This window comes from Flagellimonas nanhaiensis (assembly GCF_003382275.1).
GTDB classification, from domain to species: Bacteria; Bacteroidota; Bacteroidia; order Flavobacteriales; family Flavobacteriaceae; genus Flagellimonas; species Flagellimonas nanhaiensis.
The window spans coordinates 1563994-1587616 of sequence record NZ_QTJX01000001.1; the positions used below are offsets into that span (position 1 = coordinate 1563994).

A 23623-nucleotide genomic window follows, 5' to 3' on the forward strand; every position below is an offset into this window, starting at 1 on the left:
CTTTTTCTTTTAAATTATAGGTTGCCCAGTTGATATTGAATTTCAATGGCCTGCTGGTTATACTGATTTATAAATTGTAAGTGGTTCTGTTTTATGCGTATGGCACTATTAAGGATAGTGATATAGTTTACATAGTCTATCTCGCCTTCCCGGGATGCCAGTTCTGCCGTGGCAATTTGTTCATCGGCCAACCGCAGTGCCCCTTTTTCGTAATACTCAAGACTTTTTTGGGTTTTTTCCAGAGCCTTAACCAATTGGGCCAACGTGCTTTCGGTCATCGCCTTCTGTTCAAGGTATTGGCTCTCGGCCAAAATCGCATCGGCCTTTGCCGCTTTCACCCTGTTCTTTTGCGGTAAGAACCACAGGGGAATACTTATTCCCACTTGATAGGTGTTAAAGCCTGAAACGTCGTCAACTGTTTGCCTTCCATAGGTTAGGTTGAACTTGGGCAGGAACTGTGATCTCTCTACCTCTACATTGGCTTCGCTTACGGCCACATTCTGTTCGGCAAACTGTAACAAAGGGTTCTTATTTATATTCTCCGAGGGTGAATCCAGAAACCTTTCCGCCCAAGCGGTAAAAGGTTCGTCAGCTATGTCGATGGGGTCATTAATGCCCAGATATTGCTTCAGCTGCCTTTTGGCAATCTCGATATCATCGTAGGCCTGTTGCCTGAGTACCTGTATCTGCTGGTATTCCGAAGAGGCCGCAATGTATTCCAATTTTCCCGTCTCACCGGTATCGTACCGCAGCTTTGCGGCCGATTCAAAGTCTGTATAGACGCTGTCAAGGCGCTCGGCAAAGCGCAGCTGGGCGGTATTGTACTGTATCTGGTTGTAGGCCAGCATCACATTGCGTACCAATTGCTGTTCGCTGAGCTCATACAGTTTTTCTCCCAAGGCTACCCTTTCCTTGAAAAACTTGGATTTGGAAAAGCCCGACAGTAGATCGATATTTCCCTGTTGAACACCAATCACGGTCTGAACGCCGGGCACACCGCTGCCCGTTTCTTCCTTACCGGTAAATACTTGGGTGTTCCCCAAATCGAAGCTTGTGCCCCTTAAGGCCTTCTCCCGTGCAATGAAGGCCTCGCCCTGTTTTAAGGTTGGGTAATACTCCCTGGCTTTGTCAACGGCCTGTTGCAGGGTAAGGGTCTGGACAGGATCAGGTTCTTGGGCAACCACCGTACCCGATGACAAAAAACCACTTACGGCAAGTAGAATCCCGAGCATAGGCAGACTGTTCTTTACATATCCGGTATCTCCGTTGTCGGATTGTTTGCGCTGCTTTCTGCTCTCGAGCCAGTTGTAGAGGACGGGCACCACCACAAGTGTCAACAAGGTGGCCGTAATCAAACCGCCAATTACCACAGTGGCCAACGGTCTTTGTACTTCAGCACCCCCCGACGTGGAGACCGCCATTGGCACAAAACCCATAATGGCTGCCGTAGCCGTAAGCAATATTGGCCTCAATCTCTCGTGGGTGGCCTCTTCGATGCGTTTTTTGATATTTGTCATTCCTTCTTCTTTTAAATCGTTGAATTTGTTGATGAGCACTAGTCCATTGAGGACGGCCACGCCAAAGAGTACGATGAATCCCACTCCGGCCGAGATACTGAAGGGCATACCACGTAACCAAAGGGCAAAGACCCCACCAATAGCTGCCAACGGTACTGCCATATATATCATCACCGATTGTGAAAATGATTTCAAGGCAAAGTACAGTAGGATAAAAATCAATACCAGGGCAATGGGTACCACCACCATAAGACGGTCTGTTGCACGCTGTAAATTCTCAAATGAACCACCATAGGTAATATAGTACCCAGGAGGCAGTTCCAGTTGTTCATCAAGTTTTGCCTGTATTTCCTCGACCATTGACTTAACGTCCCTGCCCCTAACGTTTACACCAACATAAATCCTTCTATAGGTATTATCACGCGATATCTGCATCGGCCCCGGTTTATAACTAATATCCGCAACCTCTTTTAATGGAACTTGGTTGCCATTGGGTAAATCGATGTACAGGTTTTTAAGATTGTCAATGTTCTTACGATAGGCTTCCGCCAATCGTATTACCACTTCAAACCGTTTTTCCCCTTCAAAGATGACACTGGCCGCTTCACCGGCAAAGGCCGCGCTCACGTAATCATTGAGCTTTTCAATTGTAACTCCGTACTGTGCCATTTTCGCACGATTATAGACAACGGTCATTTGAGGCAAACCGCTAGTGGCCTCTGCCCTTACATCACCGGCACCCGGCACGGTCTGAATTATGGATGCCATTTCGTTGGCTTTTTCAGCCAGAATGTCCAAATCTTCTCCATAGAGTTTTATGGCTACATCTTCCCTTACTCCGGTTAGCAACTCGTTGAACCGCAGCTCGACCGGTTGGGTGAACACGAAGTTCACCCCCGGGATGACCGATATTTTCTCCTTTATCTTTTCTATCAATTCTTCTTTACTATCGGCACTCGTCCATTTACTTTTATCCTTTTCTAGGATAACATAGCTATCGGCGATATCCATTGGCATCGGATCCGTAGGGATTTCGGCAACTCCAATCCTTGAAATCATTGTCTTGACCTCTGGAAATTCATTTACCAGGTTTTGTAGTTTTTTGGAAGCTTCAATGGATTCCGTTAGGCTGCTTCCAGGTTTTATAAGGGCCTGCATCGCTATATCGCCCTCATCGAGTTTAGGAATAAACTCACCCCCCATACCACTGAATATAAATACCGCAATGGCAAATAGGGCGACGGCGCCCAACACTACACCAGCCTTGAACCGTAGAGCAAAATTCAACAGCGGTTGATACCCCTTGTGCAAGGTTGCCATAATTTTATCGCTGAAACCTTCAATCTTATGTTCAAACTTGGCGAACCAGTGGTCTGGGTTTTTGGCGGGACGTAGGAACAGGGCGGAAATCATCGGCACGTAGGTGAGGCACAATATAATTGCCCCCAAAACGGCAAAACCGAAGGTGAAGGCCATTGGACGGAACATTTTGCCTTCTATTCCAGTAAGGAAGAGGATAGGGGTAAAAACAATCAGGATAATCAATTGACCGAAAAAGGCCGAGTTCATCATTGTACTGCCCGATTCATAGGCCAGTTCGTCCATCTCTACTTGCGTAAATACGGCCTTGGATTTTTTCAGCCGCATCTGTATATGGTGCACCATACCTTCCACAATGATGACGGCCCCGTCTACAATGATACCGAAGTCGATGGCACCAAGGCTCATCAGATTTGCCCAAACGCCGAACTGCCTCATCAATATGAATGCAAACAACAATGAAAGCGGGATGACCGATGCCGTAATAAGGCCCCCACGAAAACTACCCAATAGCAGGACAAGTACAAAAATCACGATCAACGCGCCTTCCACGAGGTTCTTCTTTACGGTACTGGTAGTTCGCGCTATAAGTTCACTTCGTGAAAGAAAAGGTTCTATAGTAACGCCTTCGGGAAGTGATTTTTGTATTTCAGCGATTCGCCCTTCCACATTTTCGATGACATTGCTCGGGCTCTCGCCCTTGAGCATCAAAATCTGCCCGCCCACGCTTTCGTGCCCGTCCTGTGTAAAGGCGCCATAGCGCACCTGGTTGCCATAGCCTACTTTTTCTGCAACATCGCTTACCAGTATGGGGGTCCCGTTTTGAGTCGTGACCACGGTATTTTTTAGGTCTTCAAGACTTCTTGCGAGTCCTTCGCCCCGAATAAAATTGGCTTGATGATTTTTTTCAATATAGGCACCTCCGGTATTTGCATTATTTTTTTGAAGTGCCTCGAATACCTGGCCCATCGTGATGCCAAAGCTCTTTAGCTTATCGGGATTTAGGGCAACTTCATACTGTTTGACATACCCACCAAACGCGTTTACTTCCACTACGCCGGGCACTAGGGCCATTTGCCTTTTTACCAGCCAGTCCTGAATGGTACGAAGCTCCATAGCATCGTATTTGTCTTCGTAGCCCTCCTCGACTTTTAAGGTATATTGAAAGATTTCTCCCAAACCTGTAGTTATGGGTGCCATAAATGGTGTACCAAAACCTTCGGGAATTTCTTCAGCAACTTCAGCTAATTTCTCCTGCACCAATTGCCGGGGCAGATAGGTACCTGCTTCATCCTTAAAGACAATGGTAACAACTGACAATCCAAAACGGGATACCGAACGCAGCTCGATAACGTCAGGAAGGTTTGCCATTGCCAATTCTACGGGATAGGTCACGAATTGCTCAATATCTTCAGTACCTAAATTTGGGGCAACGGTAATAACCTGTACTTGGTTGTTGGTAATATCAGGTACAGAACCCAGATTTATAGTGGCCATAGACCATATTCCGGTGCCTATTAGGGCAACCATAAACAAACCGATTATAAATTTGTTGTTTATGGAAAATGAAATGATTTTGTTAATCATAGAAAAAGTATTAATTCAGTTTAAACATCGCAATGCAATGAGATGCAATGCATTTAGAATGTGATGCTTACGTTGAAAGCATCACGATAGGATAGAGCTATCCTTAAAAAAACTGAATTATACTTGAGGGGGTTGGTAAAGGGAAAGGGCAAAATCTTTGCCAAGGCTATCAAAATGGGCAAAGTTTTCTTGAGAAATCACGGATTGAAGCGGTTGAAATTCGGCTATATCAAAATCAATTGTATGCACGTGGCAACAATGGCACTGGCAGAATGGTGAACACAGCTCACAATCTTGGTCGTGATTGCCATCATAGTCCATTACCGAAACGACCTGGGCGTCATCTTTAGCTTTGCCCGAATCGCCACAGGGCACTACATTGAGCGCCAAAAAGTAAAAGGACAATATGATTGTTAAAAATTTCACGGTACAAAAATATAAAAAAATCGATGCAACGCCTATGCAAAAACTGGAAAGACTGAAGAATTGGTAGTCTACGCTTTTGCGTCAAAACTTAAGAAATAACCTTTTTACCAATTCCAACTACCATACGGATTCATCATTTTTCAATTCAGGATAAAGGGTATTGAGCAATGGTCTTCTCAATTGGAAAAGTCCAATCCTTTTCCCATATCCTTATTATTCTTGTTTGATTGAACACTGGCAATATTTTGTGGTTTTACATTTGATTCCTGATGTTGGACATTTCCTTTATGTAGATTTTTATTTAGTTCGTTACTGTATTGCATCATTCCTGCTTGCACAGCATTCATGTGATCGTCGGTCGGCACGACACTTTTGAACATCGGAGTTTTTAGATTCAACTCTTTCGCCAATTCATATCCAAGATTGAATGCCTTTTTATACTCCTCATCAATTTTTATATTTTCTTCCATGGCTAAAAAGTTTCACGAACGTGTGCCTCGATATATTCATTAATAGAATCCCGATCGTACAGAATTACTTTCTTTTGAGGTTGGGAAAACCTGATTTTACCCTCGTCCCGCAGTTTTTGCAAAGTGGTGGTGGATTTTATTTTGAGATGAAACATTGCTTCCTCGCCGTCAATCCATTTTTCTGGCTTATCAGCTCTTTTTTGCTCTAAATATTCCACTACCTTGTCAAACAAGGCATAGAAAGCTTCTTCTTGTAGGCAAACTACTTGCATCGAATACAATTATAGAAAAGTACAAGGTACCCTAATAATCCAATTGTATTCAAATCTTTCGACAAAATACCCGAACTACTGGATGTTCTTAAAAGTTTACTACCTTTTCTAAGGCATCATCGGTTTCTTTGTGCATGAAATTCGATTGATAGTTAACCGTTGTTGTAATCGAAGAATGACGATACAGTTTTTGAAGCATTTGAATAGGTATTTTATCGCCAGAAATGTTTCCAAAGCTATGACGGGCTATATGCATAGATAGTTTTTTCTCAATACCCAGTTTTTCTCCAACGATTTGCAATCGCCGGTTTAAATTTCGGGTTACGGTTTTAACCCTAGTTGCTACTCTTTTGTCATCTTTCAAATTGGTGCCTTTTAAAAAAGGAAAAACCAAATCATCCTTCCCCCTCTTTTGAGCCTCAAAATACTTAAGAATTTCTTTGGTCTTATCGGGAACGACCAATGAGACAAGTTTCCTGTTCTTCCCCATACGATAATATAAGCGATTATCTTTAAAGTCGGACCATTTTAGTTTTATGACATCAGCAACCCGAACACCCGCAAAGTAAAAGCTCGTTAGCCATACGTACACCGCATGAAGCTGTGCTTTTGTCAAATTGTCTGCGGTTTCAAGTAATTGAACCTCTTCCTTGTTCAATCCGATTTTTTCGCTTTCAGGAAACTTAATCTGTATTTTACCTTTTCCAAATGGGTAGTTCCTATCATCAACATGATATTCCTTTCGGGCAAAATTATAAATGGTGCGGATAAGCATTAAATAGTTTATCGCCGTTCTTGGAGCGACTTTTCGTTCATAAAGAAGATATGCCTCGAACCTTTTCAATAAGGTGACGTCCAAATCGGTAAAGGAAAGCTCTTTTCGCCCTAAATAAGTTTTAAAAATCTCCAACCTCTTTTCTTGATTGTATTGTTGATTGAACTTTTTTCTTTTTAGGAGATTCGCCAAAAAAACCTCACTTACTTTGAAAAAATCATATTTATCCTCTCCCACAATCTTTTTAGTGATTGTAGCTACAGATTGCTTTTTTTCGCTTGATTCAATTTCCAAAGCCATGTCATGCGCTTCAGTAATCTTTTTCAAAAGCATGTTATTAAGGCGTGAAGAATTAGGATGACTTTTTTTAGCCAACCCCTTTGTTTGGTCCCAATCCTTTTCAAGAATGTACTCACCTGTAAAAAGGAACTTGGACTTTCTATCTTTTGTTATTCGTAGGGCAATTGGGAAAGTCCCGTCCTTCTTCTGATAATTCTTGCGTAATACTATCTTTACAGTCGCCATAGTGTTATTTTTTGCCTTATAAAGATACGAAATCTATGTACAACATATGTACAACAAATCATGTTTTAATATGAATTTTTATGGCTTTGAATAAAAATTGAACATCCTTAAATATCTTATAAACAATTGATTATCAAATCAAATAAGCCCAAATGGATTCAAAAGACTCAGGATTCATAACCCTGAGGTCGGGAGTTCAAGTCTCCCTCTCGCTACAAAAAACGGGCTCTCAAGAAATTGGGGGCCTTTTTATTTTCCCTGGTACAAGTTTGATTATACTTATTAAACAATGTTATATAAGTTTCAAAGACAGCAAGGCCCTCAATGTAACAAATCAATAGTTTTCTAGTCATATAGGAAAAAATCAACCCCCTGTTGAAAAACCAATACATAAGAACTATTTCAGGAAAACCTTTAACCAATTCCAAAAACCTCGTTGGTGAAGTGGTTGTATCCCGAATCAATGACTTTTATGCTTCTAGTTCAAAGGCTCTTTTTTCAGTAAAATTAGTATTAAACGGAACAGAGAAATATCGCCTTAATGGAAACACATTTAACATTGACGAAAATTCTTTTATGGTCGTCAATCCCAAATCTGAAATAGAAGTAAACGTCGATCAACAGCTCGCGGATGGTATTTGTCTTTTTCCTTCAGATGAACTGGTGAAAGATGTCTTCAGAACTAGAACGAGCTTAGAAGTTGAACTTCTCGACAACCCTTTTGAATACTCTGACCTACCAATTTTTACAGAGAAAAAGCATGGTTTTGAAGATAACCTTACCGGAAAGTTTTTAGAAAGCCAAATTAATCATATCTACCATAGCTTTGGAAAAAACACGGATTTCGACATACATCAATTTTATTTGTCCTTATCGGAATGTTTAATTAAAGATCAAGTTAAAATTGAACAACTTTTAAGAGCTCTAAACTCCTCTAAAAAGTCCACAAAGGAAGAATTGTACAGAAGGGTAGATAATGCAAAAAAGTATATTGAAGATAACTACACCAGAAAGATAAGTCTGGATGAACTAGCTCAAAACACTTACTTGTCAAAATATCATTTTACAAGAAGTTTCAAATCAATTTATCAAATATCTCCAATCCAATACCTGTTAATGTTACGTTTAAGCAAAGCCAAAGAACTTTTACAAAAAGATTTTAGCTATACTGAAGTAACGCGAATGGTTGGTTTTTCAGATGTTAAGAACTTGAGAAGAGCTGTTAAAAGGAATTCAAAATGAGTGGTATCCCGTACCTTCAATAATTTGTATACCACTTATAATTCTGATTTACATCATAAATTCTTTTATCAAATTCTTCGATGGTTTTGATATCAAAATAGAATTCCTCCAATCGCTTTTTTCCAGCCACAAAAAAGGTTACTTTTTGTTCCACCCAACCTTTATCTAGAGGTTTGAAATCTTCATAAACGACATCTACCTTTTGATTATTATCGGTTTTGTAAATCCTCCTCATGCAGTAAAAATTCTCTGCATGAATCCAAAACTGATTATCCTCCCCACCTACAACATAGGCAGGTTCCCCTTTAAAAACATCCTTGCGAAATGCAGATACATCATAGTTGTATTTCTTCAATTTTGCCAAAGTTTCTTCCAAAGAAATGAAATACAATCCGCCTTTAAAAAGCAAATGGGTTGCAGGTTTATTTGTGGTTCTAACCAACGTATCGTTCCTGAAGTTATATGTTGAATCGTTTTTAAAAATGGTATAAATACCTTGTGAAACATCTCGATCTATCCTAAAGTTGTAGGGATACCCAACAGATTCATACCAGACCGTAGAGTCTATCTTTTTACCTTCTTCATTGAAACGTATAGTGTGCTGTTTGAAACGGAAATTCTCAAACCATTTGCCGGCATTTTTGGTCTTCATCACACTAAGAAGATCCTCGGTAGATGCAACATCCTTTTTAGATTGACATCCTATAAATACCATCAAACAACAAACAGTAATTAATCTTAAAGTAATGTGTTTTATCATTATGTTCTAATTATTTCTATTTGTGCTATAGCATATTACAAGGTTTTCTTCCACAAAGCAATGATTTCTTCTGTTTTTTGTTGAGAGATGGTTCCATGATGTCCAAACACAAAATCATCCTTAGGATTTCTATGCCTATAACCATCAACTTGATCTTTGAACAATTTTTCCAATGAACGAATTTTTAATCCATTTTGTATGGCTTTTGTAACATCAATATGATAGAAACCATAAGGGTTTGGTCTCCATCTTGGTAAGTCCCTGTAAGGTAAAATGTCATGTTTGGCCAAGAAATCTTTTGGAATATGATACAGCTCTTTTGGTTGCCCAAACACTTCTGTCAAGGTTTTGACATAATGCTCAAAAGTTATGGTAGGATCTGCTACGTTAAATGCTCCATAGATCTTATTGTTGGATGTATGCACAATAAAGTCTGTATAAGACTCAACATCCGTGGTTTGAGTATCATGATTTTCATCTAATGGTACAAATAACCTATCTCCTCTATAAAATTTTACAGGCCAATATGGTTCATCAATTGGGTCTGGAATTCTAAACCCTCGCATTCCATGAGAACGATGAAGCGTATAATTGACGCCAGAACTCATGATGTATCTTTCCGAAAAGCATTTTCTATAGATATACGGCAACTCTGTATCGTACTTAATTTCTTTGTCTGGCAACTCCCTTAGTGTTGTTTCTTCAGTGATAGCTTTATCCCATTTTCCACCATAAGCAACAATACTTGATGTATAGTGGTAGTGATCAATACTGCTGGAAAACATCGCTAAAAAGTCTTTTACAGCTAGAGGATTTTTGCTCCAAGTATCTACAACAACATCCCACTGATGAGCTTGAATTTGAGAAGCAACCTTCTTTAAATCGGATAAATCTTCTTTTTCTCTATCACAAATAATGATAGGCAACTCAGTAAATAGATGTGGGTTCGTTTTTCCCCTGTTCAGTAAAGTTACCTCATATCCCGCCTCTAAAAATTTTGTAACAATTGTGGGGCCTAAAAAACCTCTTCCTCCTAAGATTAAAGCTTTCTTTTTTTCCTTATTGCCAGCACAGGCAATCGGGCCAAGAGCTAGCAAAGCCGTTGTCGATACAACTGCTGATTTTAAAAATGTTCTTTTATCCATCCTTCATTGTCATTTTTATTCACTCGGCAAATACTTCTTAGGAATTGGGTTCTCTTTGGTTTCTTGAGTGAAGTACAAGCTTATCACGACCCACCTCTTGCCTGTATTCATTAATTGAAAGCTATTGATTCCCCTCATAAATGGTTTTTTGTCTTCCTTTTTATATTTTGTTTCGTAAGTAGAAAATACATGGGCAATGTGCCCAAATTGTTCTACAACACGATGTAATTCAATTTCATAGAACCCATTTTCTAACATCCATTTCAGTGATTTGTCCGCATACTCATCCATTGTTACATAACGTGCCCCATAATTTCCATTTTCACGTTTTCCGCTGGCAATTAATTTTGCTTCTGGATGAAACAGATAGCGAAGTAAATCTTCATTTCTTTCTTCTCCTTTCTCTCCAGAAATTACCTCATAAAGTGTTTTGACAACAGCATCCAAAGTAGCCACCTTATCTTGATATTTCTCATCAAGTGCATGATAGTCGATTTTTTGAGCCTGTGCTGTTGATGAAATACTTAAGGCAAATAAAAAAAGTAGTGTTAGTTTTTTCATAAATCAATTGATTGTTGTTTAATGATCTTCTTTCAATTTTAGGTCTAGAATAGGATAAATTATTTCTCTATGACTATATAAGTCTCAGGCTGTTTTTAGTTTTTATTGGTTTTCACTAGAAAAAGAATGGGTTAGATATCCAAGTTGGCAGGTGTTTCTTCATTACAATGATTATCAACATCGCAAATAAAGTGAAGTGCCAAATGGGAAGAGGGGTAAAAATTGCTAATTACCATGTTCTATTTCATTGGACGTAACAACAATCTTCCGTTCTCGTCTCAAAATAAATGTGTCCAAATTTCACGTAAAACCTCATTACAAAACAGATACTATGAGACAATTGAAAACTCTACTATTAATGGTGATCATATTTTCCGTTACCCCAATTTTATCACAATCAAATCGGGAATTCATTTCAATAGACATGACGGTAAAATCTGTATCATCTACAATTGAAGGAACCTTGTTTACACCTGATTCCACTGCAGTATTACCATTAATCATCATTGTGCCCGGCTCAGGAAAAGTAACCCGTTCCCAAATCACACCTATGGTCAAGGGAATCTTTAACGGAATACTTACAAACATCTTTGTTTATGACAAGAGAGGTGTGGGAGATTCAACTGGAGATTATATAGGCATGAATGCAGAAACAAGTGCAGAAAGAATTCCGATTAGAACACAAGTAGTTCTGGACATTGTTGATTTTCTTTATGAAAAACCATTTATAGATAAAGAAAGAATAGGACTTATGGGGTCCAGTCAAGGAGGTTGGATTTCTCCTCTGGCAGCTTACAGAAGCTCTAAAATTTCCTTCGCGATTTGTATTTCAGGTGTGGCCTGTTCTGTTGGAGTTTCGGATTATTTCAGTGATTTGGTAAAAGAAACGTCGATTGAAATGGCTACAGACAAACTAAATTCGTACAATGGAGTTCAAGGTTATGATCCTTCGGAAGCTCTACAGAACGTCGATATCCCAATCCTATGGATATACGGTGGGAAAGATAAAAGTAATCCTACTTTCTATGACCTAAAAATTCTGGAAGACCTCAAAGAAAAAATGAATAAGGATTTCACCATACATTTCTATGAAAATTATAACCATGACATGGTAGATGAGACTACGGGAGAATTTGGCAAAGAAGTAATACCTGCTTTAAGAAATTGGTATTTAAACTTATTGAAAACTTGAGCTTAAAAATTGAATCGTATGGTCACTTTCATGCTCATGAGTTGGTATAATTACCTGGTCACCACGAACTCTACCAAAAATCTTGGTTACGGTTTATTGGCTGCGATCAACTTATCATCTTCCCAAAAACCACTGGCCACCACCTTACCGTCCTTTCCATAAAAGGTACCCTCTCCCGTGCGCTGATCTTCCTGCCACAATCCAACAAACTTTTCACCATTTAGCCAATGATAGGCACCCATGCCATGGCGTTTGTCGTTCTTGTATTCTCCTTCGTAGTGTTGTCCATCGGCCCAATAAAAGGTACCCTCACCATCCCGTAGGTTGTTCTTCCACTCACCCTCGTATCGACTACCGGTGCTTAAAATTGCAACTCCATGGCCGTTGGCCTTGCCATCTTTCACCTGTCCCACATAGTGAACTTGGCTACCTTTGCTACTGGTAAATGTAAGGTACTCGCCAAACGATTTTTGTTGAATCAGTCGTTTCATGCGAGATAATTGAACCTTGGCCTTCTCCAAAGCAAAGCTTATGGAATCGTATTGCTGAATTTCTTTTGCGTTGTCTACCAGTTGTGGTTGTAAGGTATCTTTGGATTGCAATTCTGTATTTTGAAGTGGGTCGATCATACTTTGTTTCCCCATCACCTCCATTTTTTCGGCAAGCGCAATACGCAAATCAATCAAGTTGTCCGCATTTGCCTCCAATTGGTCTTCTTTTGCTCGATAGGCTTGCAAAGCACTTCCGTAGTCACCATCCACCAAAAGCAAATCAATATCCATCAATTGTTCATGTAGGGCCACTTGCTTGGAAATCTCTTCTCGTACTTGTTTTTCTTGTAGGAGTTGATTTTGCAGAATATTGGTGTTAAACAATAAAGCTATAATGGCTCCTGATGTCATTACCAATAAAAAATAGAGTAGATAAATGGTTCGTTTATTTCCCATGATGATTTTGAGGCTTACAGATAGATGTACGTTCTAATCGTTAAAATGGATCGCGGGAAGCTTATTTTTAACCTTTCTAATATCAGGAGAGAAATATACGTGGAACCTCATAGTCCAATTCTGTTTGAAAACTCCGGGGTTTTCAAGAGTTTGTCCTTGGGAATACATTAGACCACCCGCCACGGTCAAACGAGGGGTTAATATATAACCAACCGTGGTGGTCAATCGAAGGTCTTCCATAACACTGCCAACAACCGCCTTTCCACTTTGCATGATCAGTTCCGCCTCTGGCGAAACGTAAAGTGTTTTTGATTCCAGTTTATAATTGTTCAATGGTACTTTGGCACGGAACATATACCGCCAGCGGTTTCTATAGATATACTCGCTGTTCTCTTCAAAGCCCTGGGTCCATCGATGTTCAATCCGAATACGATGATAAATCATGGCACTGTACATGGGCTGTGCAAATTGGTATTGGTGCCAAATACGCCATTCGGGCACTACTTTTCTATCTGTGGAAGATTCATCGGTATTGAAGTTGATTCGAACCACGCCTCCAAGACTAAAATTGATCTTCTTCGAATAAATGTATCCAATAGCATGTCGGTTATAAATCTGTCCTATTTGGCCAATGAACGGCGTATCCTCCGTTTCTTCAAAACGAAAATGGGTCTGTGCATCCCAAAAGAGTCGCTTTGATATTCTGATATTGCCATAGGTGTTGAACCATATTTTCGTCTTGGCATCCTTCAACTTTGATTCTGAAGGTAAAACCTCTTGTGCATGGACACTCTGTGGCAACTTGATAAACAAGACCAGTAGAATCGCAATATATGTATACCTATTGAAACCTGATTTCATTGTTCGTCTACTCGTTTTCTGAAGATTTCAGGTTGAACAATTGAATTATCATTTCTGGGTCTTGTTCTTTTCTCAACTTGCGCTCCAGTTTGGATGTATTCTCCTCACGCATTTCCAACATCCGCTGATAAGAACTGTTCAGCAGGGCTTTGAGCTTGGTCACGTTATCACAGCTAAGGCTGGATTTAATCTCCTCCAACAAGTAGGGCACGAGTACACTTCTGTACGAATTGGAAATTCGTTTTTTTACCTCTTCACTCATAACCGTGGCCATAAACGGATTCCAAACATCGTCTTGATACTTTTCTTGGATATTTGCCCACCGATTGGGTAATTCTGCTACAGCGATGGTAAGTCCATCCAATTGTTCAAGGCAATCGATTACCTGCAATCCAAAGTCGGTTTTATTACCTGTACCGTCCATGGTTGCATACTTTTCCAATAGGGCATCCGCTAAGTTTTGAATGCTTTCCAAGGCCTCCCTCTCTCTTTTTGACAATCCTAGTTTTACGGAATCCAACACTTGACCAATATGGTTGGATTGGGCAATCATCTTCTCTTCAAGGGCCACAAGTTCTTGCTGTTTACTCTCTTTCAACAGTTTTTCTTCCAACTTCCCCGCAATACTTTCAATACTCAATGCTGCATATTGAATGAGCTGATGAACTGAAGTAATCGTATTTTCAGACAGCTCAAATTCGTTGGCCCCAGGTCCCACATAAGTTTGCTCCCCTTCTTCCCCTTGTACCAATATGGTCTTGGATGGTATTCCTTTGGACCATACATTATCAAACAACCGTTCAGTCGGAATGAACTCAAGAATCCCTTGATTATGATAGTCCACCAATTTTTCTGCGGGATTTAAAAAATCTTCTGAAATCTTCGAAATAACAGCGTATAAGAACTGTGCCTCCCGATCGGAACGTCTTAAAATATTCAACTGTGTATTTTCAAGAAGCGATTGACTCGTTTTCCTAACACGGGCATATTGGGTCTTGATGGATTGTAGTTGCTCATTTCCAAGAGAATCCAATGGAAAATGGGCTGCTTTAACCTTGAAACCTGGCATGAATTCTGATTTGCCTAAAGCGGACAAAATCGTATCCAATCCTCTGTAATAACCACTATTTTCTGTGAGCAGCTCCCCTATTCCCTTTTGGAAAACAACCGTGGTGTCAGGCTCTTTTTGATTTATTTTCAATAGGTTGATAAACCGCTCGTCCAAATCAATGACTTTAGTAAGATTTGAAGACGAAGCAACTTTTTTGGTGATGACCTCTCCATCAGCCAAGTTGTACTCTATTTTTTGAAGAGCCCCTTCGTTGAAAAACCAATTTTCGGATCTATCGGAGAACTCATCGGAATAGAGTGTCCAAATATCGTGGGCTAAACCGTTCCTAAGAAACCTTCCTACGAGGCTATTGTGTTCGTTTTCTATCCGGAAACTTTTTTGGGGCACACCTTGGTCAAATTCCACCGTACTGGAGAACAAGGTCTTATTGACCTCAGAATTTTCAATCTCCGTGACCATATAGGTCCAATTACCATCCGGTTTTCCAAGGACCATGTTTCCTGTGGCCTCATGCTGTGTTCCACTGACCTTGACCCGATATTGGTATCCGACAACTTCTGTTTCGCTTTCGGATTGAAACTCTCCAAACTGGAACTTCCAATCCCCGTCTGGGTATCCATTATCAAAGCTGCCGGTAAATGAAAAGAAGCCATCAGAATTCTTGAGCAGGGCATCCAAATTCGATTGGTTCATTCTAAAAGCCCCATCAAGAATGGTGTCATTATCTTTTAGAATAAATGTGTACTCGGCCTTACCTATATACGGTCCAATCTTCATAGGTCCAGAAAACTCTTGCCTTTCCTGGGCCTGTATCAATTGGCATAAGGTGAAAAACACCAAAAACAATTTAAAAGAAAACTTGATATGATCCATTTTAAACATAGTGTATACGTTTTCGTTCCCAGGTTGGATGTTGGTTTTTTGAAAAGTTATTAAATTAAAAGGAATAGCTTCATAACTTATTATGTACTAACCACTTAGTTTTGAAGAATTCGAGTCACCTTCTGGCAACAAAAAACCCTTAAAAATTCAAGGGCTTTGTTATGCTAACGGATTCTTTGTGAACTTTTGGGAATAAAACCCATTATTTTACGAGCCTGACTCTACTTTAGGTCTATATTTAAAGTGTTGCCCGCCTAAAGAAGCTTCGTACATTACCCCGCCTTTGGTCATGGTAAACACCGCTACCCCATCTTGATAGGCTGCATCAACGGAGGCTCCAGATTTTAATGCCACAGCCGAAGCCTGTGCATTAAACTTCAATTTTCCATTGGTGAACTTTTCAAATGTCTCCTTGTCCTCAAAAAAGATGACTTCTACATACTGTTGTCCCCCAAACTGGATTCCCACCGTAGCCTGTTTTAAATGTGCTTTTCCAACAGCCACTTCTTGCTCATAAACGATGCCGTTTCCGGCAGCTCCGCCTACTCCAATTGCCGCTTTGGTTACTTTGGGAAAGATTGCATAGCCATACGCCTCTTCTTTAAAGGTTTCCAACTTAGGTTCGTTTCTCAAAATGGAACTCATGGCCCACTCGGCCTCAGTTTCAAGTCTGGGATTCCACCCATCTACCTGTGCTCTTACCGCAAAGGATAATAACAAAGCCATTAATGTTATGGCCATTTCCGTCTTTTTAATTTGTAATTTTTTCATGTTGTTTACTTTTTGTGATTTTAATTGTTATGATTGATAAATAAACTCTAATTATAAAATGCCGCTCTAACTTTATTTTATTCGGTCTATGGCCCTTGGAGCTACATAAACTGCTTTACTTTTTGCAGCTGAAGGTTTTCCCCTACTCCATCCAAATCCAAGAACGAACTGTGTGTATGAAGTTGTAGTATGTCTTTTTTTTGCACACATTGTTTTACTTACTACAAAAATTGATTTTCGTTGGTCTCTTCTTTTTCAATCAATCCCGTTACCGATTCAATAATGTCCAGTGCTTCATTATAGACCTTGTCCTTTTCGGTCATGATTTGTATCAGCGACAAGACCAGGTTTTGAAATTCATAGGTGTACAGTGCATCCGGTTTCATAATTTGGGCTTTGGCAAGTTTTAAATTGGGATTTACTGCCGGAATAACGTAGTTCATCATGGCATCATAATGAATATTCTCCATTCTATTGATGTATAGATACTTTTCTTCCAACAACCGTAATCCATTCACAATGTCATGATTTCGCAAGATTTTGACCTCACCACTGTTCACCATGGTCTCATAAATATTTCCTTGACGGTCAAAATCGGAATATTGCGTTAGGTTGCTTACAATTATGCCTAGTGTATCCATTTTTGTTCGGTCATTCATCCCTACAATCTTGGCAGCATATTCAAATTGTTCCATATAGGTTTTGTTGAAATTGACCAGACCAACAATCAACCCTCTATCTTCTACTATTTGATCTTGGATGTTTTTATAATAGCTGATTTCAGTATTTTTCTTCACTCGGTCTTCATTCCAATTATCCAATTGAAAAGCTAGACTGATACCGATCATGACCAAAAGGATTTCTCCGATGGCATACAAGAAATATCTTTTTAACTGCCCCTTTTTAATAAGGTCTTTACGTATTTTTCGAAACAGGGTCATAATGAATGGATTTTAAGGTGAAATTACTTGTCAAACACCGGTGACGGCGTGGTTTGGCCCTCAATAAGAACCTTTGGTTCTGGCTTTTTTTTAAGTCCAAATGCAATCCTCAGAACATTATATCTCTTAATGATCAGGTAGGTTGCAATAATTGCAATCAAAGAAAAAACCGTGATCAATATAGCCTGTAAGCCATAAGATATGTCCCATTGCAAAACCACATAGCCAATAAATATCAAGGCGGGCTGGTGCAGAATGTAAAATGGGTAAATGGCCTCATTTAGGATACTTCTATATTTATTGTCCTTGCTAAAATACTTTTTGAAGTACCCAAGCATGGTCAATCCGCAAGACCATGCTACCGATATACTAAACACCATATAACCATAGTGGCGAAAAAGTTCGTCATTCACCAAGTACATGGAGGTTAGCGTAAGTATGGTAAATAAAATGGTCTGATATAAATACAGGCGACGCTGTTCAACTAGAGCATTGATGATCTTATCACTGGTAAACAGCATGAACCCACTTAAGAAGAACAGCATATAATACACAAAGTAGGCCCAGTCATTGGCCAAAGCATGCGTACTATTTGGAAAATATTGCCTTAAAATGACCTGTGACAATATGAGGACGGGCAAAAACCAGTTAAGTCCCAATGTTTTTGAGGTAATGTTGATCAGCTTTCCCCTGAGCATGTTATAGTGTCCACTTTTGGTATAGTTTAAGAATGGAGCAATCAACAAGGATATTAGAAGTAGGTATAAAATAAACCATAGATGGTGCCAAGAGATATTTCCTGCTGGGTACGGACCACCATCAAACATATGGGGAATAAAATTCCATAGGGTACCATATTGATCTATACGCTCCACAAATACCATAAGCGGCACAAGTGTAAAGAACCCAACCGTAAAAGGAATATATAGCCTTCTCAGACGTTCCTTTACATATTGCCATGAGGTTCTGTGTCCTATGGCATAAAAGGTCCCCACGCCAGACACAAGAAATAACAAAGGCATTCTCCATAAATGTAGCCACCACATGATAGGCTCCAGGAACTCAAAAGTTTCGGTACTATTAACATGCCATTGTTCCGTCCTAAAGATCATCCCAACATGAAAAAAGAATACACTAATAATCAGTGCAATTCTTAACCAGTCAATAAAATATTTTCTGTCCTTTTTAATTGATTTTTGAGAGTTCATCGCTGTTTGTTTTTTCAGTTTTAGCCAAATGTATTGACCCAAACAGCCATTGAACGAATCTCCCGATAAGTACGGTGTTCGAGTTTATAGGGAAACACTAAATATTACTGATAATCAGATGATTACAAATCCCTGAAGCTGGAAGGAGTGTGCGAGGTTATCTTCTTAAATGCCGTATTAAATGCCGATTTTGAATTGTAGCCAACCCGCTCGGCAATCTCTTCAATGGTCAGTTTCTTTCCCATTTCCGAGTTCAATATTTCCTTGGCCTCTTCCACGCGGTAGGTGGCCAAAAGTTCAAAAAATGATAGCCCCAATTTTTCGTTGATCACCTGCGAAACGTGGTGGGAACTTTCGTTAATCGATTTTGCCAAACCAGATAGCGAAGCTGTGCTGCTCATGAAATACTTCTCATTTTTCATCTGGTTAAAAATGGCTTCCAAAATTGCTGATTTGTCTTCATCTGCCAAAGACGATTTTTTGTACTTCAGCACCGGACCCTCCAAAAAAGAAGATGCCCTTTTATAGTACGAAGAGGTATTCATGATATCATGTGAAGTCAAGAAAATCATAAAAGTCATGTACAGAAAAATCAAATAGTCCCCAACATCACTTATGTAATTGGCCTTTACAAAAACCAGGATTAGGGTAACTATTAAAAAGTGGTAAAAGGAGTTTCTTATGGAACGTAACTTTTTGTCCTTGGTATTGAACACGGTTTCTCCATTTTTACGGACTGCAAGAAGCAATCTTCGTGTTAGAATGATATTGTAAACGACAATGTGGATAATGGTAGCAAGGTTTACATAGTTTCGGATGCTCAAAGGATCGCCTACATAGGGTTGGGTAGTTTTTACAGAGGGTATACCCAAATTCATGGCAACAAGGTTGTCATTATACTTGAAAACATCCGGTTGTCCAAAAAAGAACATACAATAGCCCAACCAAAGCACAAAGGGAATAAAGTGCAACCAATCCATCCTAGTTCTTTTATCACCTAATTGAGACGACATGAACAAATAAATAACCGGGGCAATTGCAAAATTCAAGGGCTCAGAAAAATTTGTCAGGAACAGGACTCTAAAGATGTAACTGGTATAATTCAGCCATCCCTCTAACATAATCAAAGACAAAATCAGCAAGAGCAATCCCATAAAAAAATTGGGAGATTTTGTCTTTAGTGATTTTTTTATGAGGAAATAGGAAAGATAAATGCCCAAAAACACCCCAAGAATCAGTATTTGGGAAATAAGGTTGGTCCTAATGGGTATTTCTTCCATCATACCTAAATGTAAACATTATTTGTCTACGGTGATATAACGATGATTTAAACAATATCCATTTTGCGCAGTAGAAATGAAGCGTTCATGTTTTTGCAGATACCCTCCTTTAGGAGATAATCAAAATGCAGTTCATCATCAACAATCTGAGTTTCAAAAAAATGGTTCTTCACCTTGTCTTGAGTTTTGGAAAGCTCACAAAGACTTAAATCGTGCGTGGCAATGATTCCTGTAACTCCCATTTTGCTCAGTTTCTTTATCAATTCCTTTGATCCCGAAGCTTTATCAACACTATTGGTGCCTTTCAATATTTCGTCTAGTACAACCAGATAGGTATCTTCTTTAAGTTGGTCCATGATAAACTGTAAGCGGGACAGTTCAGCAAAGAAATAAGAGCTGTTCTCCGTTAGTGAATCTATCGTCCTCATACTGGTGATGAGTTTAATGGGACTGTACTTGCTTTGCACTGCACAAACCGGCAATCCGGAGTTGGCCATTACCATAAACAGGGATACCGTTCTTAAAAAAGTGCTTTTTCCCGCCATATTTGCCCCAGTAATTATAAAGAAGTCTTCTTTTTCCAATAGAACATCGCTACAGATTCTCTTTTCGCCAAAAATTAGGGGATGCCCCAGGGATTTGGCCTCTATTTGTTTAGAAGTGTTCCCTACAATCTCTGGATAGGTGTTTTTGGGGTGATTAAATGCAAACGTCCCTAGCGAATTAAAGGCATCAAAAAATGCCAGGGTATCAAACCACTGTTCCACCTCTTTGCCATGTTCCAAAATCCATTGCTCTATTCGAAGGGTGCAGTAGAGGTCCCATAAAAAGAAACCGTTTCCAATGACTGCCACAAGTAGATTGTTCCGGTTGTCCAAAGCGTCCAGAGCCCTTGAAAATTTTTTAAACTTTTCAGACGCCTTCGTTTGTTCTGCTATAATCCCTTCCTTTTCCTTCTTTAGAAGTTCAGCGTGTACCGTTTCATTTTCAATTGCTGCCAACAACAGGACGTATTGTTGCATATCTTTTTTGATCCTATTGGTCTTTGCACTCAAATTATTCACCTTTTTTAAGTGCGTTGCGGTAATCGCCAACCCAGTCAAAAACCAATAAAAAGGAAGTTGCGAGCTAATAAAACTCAAAATAGCGGCCGCCAACAATAAAATTGATACCAAACCAAAAAGTGGAACAATCCATTTAAAATATGAAGCCATAAACGGTTTAAATCCTTTCAACCATGCAACGATACTTTTAGTGGGGGTTTCACTTTTCACCATGCGGGCAAGCGCCGTAAAGTTCTGGCGCCAAGCTGTCTTACCTGCCAATTCTCTGATGGCTTCTTGACGTTTTGGGATGTCTTGAATATTGTTGGAAGAAAGTAGATCGGCCAGATATTTTCGCCCTTCTTTAAGTCCAGTTCTATTGGCATACTGAAAGAAAGAGCCCCTGCCAAACAAATCGATATCCGAACTATAGAAATGATTGGCTTCCTCATATTCCAGACCTTCAGGTCGATCTAGATAGTCTCCTTTTAAAATTTGAAGTTCCTCTTCATTGATGGCGTATATTTCTTTATTCAGCAAATGGGAAGACTTGTGGGAAAGATAAACCTTAACCAAGAAAACGAAAGTTGTTACACCTACCCCTAGAATGACCAATATCATAGGGGTATTTTCAAAAAATAAATAGGTTAACACCACGGTAAGCAGAAATACCAATAAACGCAAAGAACCTATCAGTTTAAGCGTTCTGTTGCCTTTCTGAATCAATTCATTGAACTCTTTAAGGCGTTTTTGGTAAACTAAAACCGGATCATGCATAGGTAGGTAATGGTGTTACGCGCAGAAAATTGCAATAATTAGAACCAAAAGCTAATATAAGCTCAATATTCTGAACAGGGTACTTTTTAAACCATACATCCAAGCATGATTACCGTTAAATTTGAGTTATGAAAAATAGTATTTCAGAACGGATAGCCGATTTCCTCAAAAAATTCCCACCATTCTCCTATTTATCCCTAGAGGAACTCTTCGACCTGTCAACGGAAATCACCATTCTATACAAAACTAAGGGCAGTATTGTTTTTAAGAACGGTGAACAGCCCCACGATTTCTTTTATGTGGTTCACAAGGGTGCCATAGCGCTATGGAAGGAAGATGAAAATGTGGTCATCGATATCTGTGATGAAGGGGACATTTTTGGCCTTAGGCCCATTATAGCCAACGACACCTATAGATTAGACGCCAAGGCCCAGGAGGAAAGTATGCTCTATGCCATACCCATTTCACTCTTTAAGCCTTATGCCAAGGAAAATGGTAGCATTGGGAACTATTTGGTGGAAAGCTTTGCTTCAAATACAAGAAACCCCTACTCTACAACGCACAAAGGACAATTGCTCGGTGACACGGCCAAGTTCAATCCCAACAATTCAGGTTCCCGGTTATTGGATGTACAGCCCGTTGAATACTCGGATAATATAGCTAGCGTTACTATGGAAACTAGTGTCAAGGATATTGCCCGTTTAATGACGCAGAAAGGTATTGGTGCCATGCTCATTGAAAACGAGGGACTTCCTGTGGGGATTATTACTGACAAAGACCTCAGAAACAAAATTGCCACTGGAAATTTTGGCATTGATGTCAATGCGGAACAAATAATGTCGTCACCAGTTATTACCTACCCTACCAAACTAACTCTAACCCAGGCACAAATGGCCATGATGAAGAGCAATATCAGTCATTTGGTACTCACTGAGGACGGCACGGTGAACACCAAAGCTTTGGGCATTCTTTCCAAGCATGACATCATGTTATCTCTCGGCAACAATCCGGCTGTATTGGTCAAGGCCATAAAAAGAACAAAATCGGTTGATGAGATAAAACCCATCAGAAAAGGTGTAATGAACCTTTTAATGGGGTATCTAGATCAAAACATTCCCATGTCCCTCACTTCTAAAATCATTTCTGAACTCAACGATGCCTGTATCAAACAGGTAATCGGGCTGTCATTACAAAAAATGGAGAAGGAACCTCCGGTTTCTTTTGCCTGGTTAGCTATGGGAAGCCAAGGAAGAAGTGAACAAATGTTGCACACCGACCAGGATAATGCCCTCTTGTTCAACAATGTTGAGGAATCCGAACTTGAGACTACCCGAGATTATTTCCTGAAGCTTTCCAAACATATTACCCAAGGACTTAACCTTATAGGTTATGAATATTGTCCGGCAGATATGATGGCCAGTAATCCCAAGTGGTGCAAAAGTCTTAGTGAGTTTGAACAAATGACTGCTAAGTGGATCATGAATCCCGGACCAGAAGAAGTATTGCTCTGTACCATCTTCTTTGATTATAACCATACCTATGGTGATAAAGCGCTAGTGGAACAACTATCTGCATATATCTTTGATACCGTTGAAAAATACCCTATTTTCTTGTCCCATTTAGCAACCAGTGCTTTGCAAAACCCCTCTCCTACTGGCTTTTTTCGTCAATTTTTGGTGGAACAGGATGGTGAACACAAGGATACCTTTGATTTAAAACGGCGAGCAATGATGCCCTTGGTGGATGCTGCCAGAGTTTTGATTCTTTCGCACAACATAACCGGAATCAGCAATACTTGGGAACGCTATGAAAAATTGGCCCAATTGGAACCGACTAACGAAGAGCTTTATCTGGCATGTTCCTACGCAAGTAAAGCGCTTTTAAAGTTCAGAACACGACAAGGCTTGACCCATAATGATTCTGGAAGGTATATTTCATTGCAAAGCTTGAACAAAGAGGAAAAAATGAAGCTTAAACGAACATTCAAAACCGTAAAGGAAATTCAACAACTGATCTCTGTTCGTTTTATGACCCATAGACTTCGATAGC

Annotated in this window: 19 protein-coding genes; 3 read left to right on the top strand and 16 right to left on the bottom strand. The window is 39.7% G+C overall.

Translation table 11 applies throughout. The features are described from left to right. Positions 1-14: 14 nt before the first annotated feature. From DX873_RS07225 to DX873_RS07245, 5 genes are all read right to left on the bottom strand, one after another. Complete coding sequence (locus tag DX873_RS07225) at positions 15-4424, bottom strand: CusA/CzcA family heavy metal efflux RND transporter (RefSeq protein ID WP_067035983.1); 4410 nt, start codon at positions 4422-4424, stop codon at positions 15-17. A gap of 117 nt (positions 4425-4541) precedes the next feature. Beyond that, the gene (locus DX873_RS07230) at positions 4542-4850 is read right to left on the bottom strand and encodes a DUF6660 family protein (RefSeq protein ID WP_067035985.1); all 309 of its coding nucleotides are present in this window, start codon (positions 4848-4850) and stop codon (positions 4542-4544) included. 176 nt (positions 4851-5026) lie between these two features. After that, entirely contained in the window at positions 5027-5320 is a 294-nt protein-coding gene (locus DX873_RS07235; RefSeq protein ID WP_067035988.1) for a hypothetical protein, read from the bottom strand. Between the two features lie 2 nt (positions 5321-5322). Further along, the gene (locus tag DX873_RS07240) at positions 5323-5592 is read right to left on the bottom strand and encodes a helix-turn-helix domain-containing protein (RefSeq protein WP_067035991.1); all 270 of its coding nucleotides are present in this window, start codon (positions 5590-5592) and stop codon (positions 5323-5325) included. A gap of 88 nt (positions 5593-5680) precedes the next feature. Next, a complete protein-coding gene (locus DX873_RS07245; RefSeq protein ID WP_067035995.1) occupies positions 5681-6892 on the bottom strand; it encodes a site-specific integrase in 1212 nt (403 codons plus the stop codon). A gap of 375 nt (positions 6893-7267) precedes the next feature. Here DX873_RS07245 and DX873_RS07255 point away from each other — a divergent pair, with 375 nt between their 5' ends. Beyond that, complete coding sequence (locus DX873_RS07255) at positions 7268-8134, top strand: helix-turn-helix domain-containing protein (RefSeq protein WP_116183714.1); 867 nt, start codon at positions 7268-7270, stop codon at positions 8132-8134. A 16-nt stretch (positions 8135-8150) separates the two neighbouring features. Here the strand turns inward: DX873_RS07255 and DX873_RS07260 are convergent, their stop codons facing one another. From DX873_RS07260 to DX873_RS07270, 3 genes are read right to left on the bottom strand one after another with little or no spacing between them, the layout of a single operon-like run. Beyond that, positions 8151-8894 (bottom strand): hypothetical protein, encoded by a 744-nt coding sequence (locus DX873_RS07260; protein WP_147296618.1) that lies wholly within the window; start codon positions 8892-8894, stop codon positions 8151-8153. A gap of 35 nt (positions 8895-8929) precedes the next feature. Further along, positions 8930-10039 carry an NAD-dependent epimerase/dehydratase family protein gene (locus tag DX873_RS07265; RefSeq protein ID WP_116183716.1) on the bottom strand — a complete coding sequence of 370 codons (1110 nt, stop codon included), beginning with the start codon at positions 10037-10039 and terminating at the stop codon, positions 8930-8932. A 15-nt stretch (positions 10040-10054) separates the two neighbouring features. Beyond that, on the bottom strand, positions 10055-10600 hold the full coding sequence (locus tag DX873_RS07270; RefSeq protein WP_116183717.1) for a hypothetical protein: 546 nt from the start codon (positions 10598-10600) through the stop codon (positions 10055-10057). A gap of 331 nt (positions 10601-10931) precedes the next feature. On the opposite strand from DX873_RS07270, the gene DX873_RS07275 reads away from it, so the two are divergent. Continuing rightward, a complete protein-coding gene (locus tag DX873_RS07275; RefSeq protein WP_116183718.1) occupies positions 10932-11792 on the top strand; it encodes an alpha/beta hydrolase family protein in 861 nt (286 codons plus the stop codon). 86 nt (positions 11793-11878) lie between these two features. On the opposite strand, the gene DX873_RS07280 is transcribed toward DX873_RS07275, so the two are convergent. The 8 genes from DX873_RS07280 to DX873_RS07315 all read right to left on the bottom strand — a co-directional run bounded on the left by DX873_RS07280 (position 11879) and on the right by DX873_RS07315 (position 21574). Next, positions 11879-12739 (bottom strand): MORN repeat-containing protein, encoded by an 861-nt coding sequence (locus tag DX873_RS07280; RefSeq protein WP_116183719.1) that lies wholly within the window; start codon positions 12737-12739, stop codon positions 11879-11881. Between the two features lie 33 nt (positions 12740-12772). Next, entirely contained in the window at positions 12773-13600 is an 828-nt protein-coding gene (locus DX873_RS07285) for a DUF2490 domain-containing protein (RefSeq protein WP_116183720.1), read from the bottom strand. A gap of 7 nt (positions 13601-13607) precedes the next feature. Further along, positions 13608-15554: a hypothetical protein gene (locus DX873_RS07290; RefSeq protein ID WP_147296619.1), complete on the bottom strand. Its 1947-nt coding sequence runs from the start codon at positions 15552-15554 to the stop codon at positions 13608-13610. A gap of 207 nt (positions 15555-15761) precedes the next feature. Continuing rightward, positions 15762-16325 (bottom strand): lipid-binding SYLF domain-containing protein, encoded by a 564-nt coding sequence (locus DX873_RS07295; RefSeq protein ID WP_116183722.1) that lies wholly within the window; start codon positions 16323-16325, stop codon positions 15762-15764. 221 nt (positions 16326-16546) lie between these two features. Further along, on the bottom strand, positions 16547-17266 hold the full coding sequence (locus DX873_RS07300; protein WP_116183723.1) for a DUF6090 family protein: 720 nt from the start codon (positions 17264-17266) through the stop codon (positions 16547-16549). Positions 17267-17289: 23 nt separating this feature from the next. Next, complete coding sequence (locus DX873_RS07305; protein WP_116183724.1) at positions 17290-18474, bottom strand: acyltransferase family protein; 1185 nt, start codon at positions 18472-18474, stop codon at positions 17290-17292. 122 nt (positions 18475-18596) lie between these two features. Further along, positions 18597-19757, bottom strand: coding sequence for a helix-turn-helix domain-containing protein (locus DX873_RS07310; protein ID WP_116183725.1), 1161 nt, complete (start codon positions 19755-19757; stop codon positions 18597-18599). A 44-nt stretch (positions 19758-19801) separates the two neighbouring features. After that, positions 19802-21574, bottom strand: a complete 1773-nt coding sequence (locus DX873_RS07315; RefSeq protein ID WP_116183726.1) for a MutS-related protein — start codon at positions 21572-21574, stop codon at positions 19802-19804. A gap of 128 nt (positions 21575-21702) precedes the next feature. On the opposite strand from DX873_RS07315, the gene DX873_RS07320 reads away from it, so the two are divergent. Next, entirely contained in the window at positions 21703-23622 is a 1920-nt protein-coding gene (locus tag DX873_RS07320) for a DUF294 nucleotidyltransferase-like domain-containing protein (RefSeq protein ID WP_116183727.1), read from the top strand. Position 23623 lies beyond the last annotated feature (1 nt).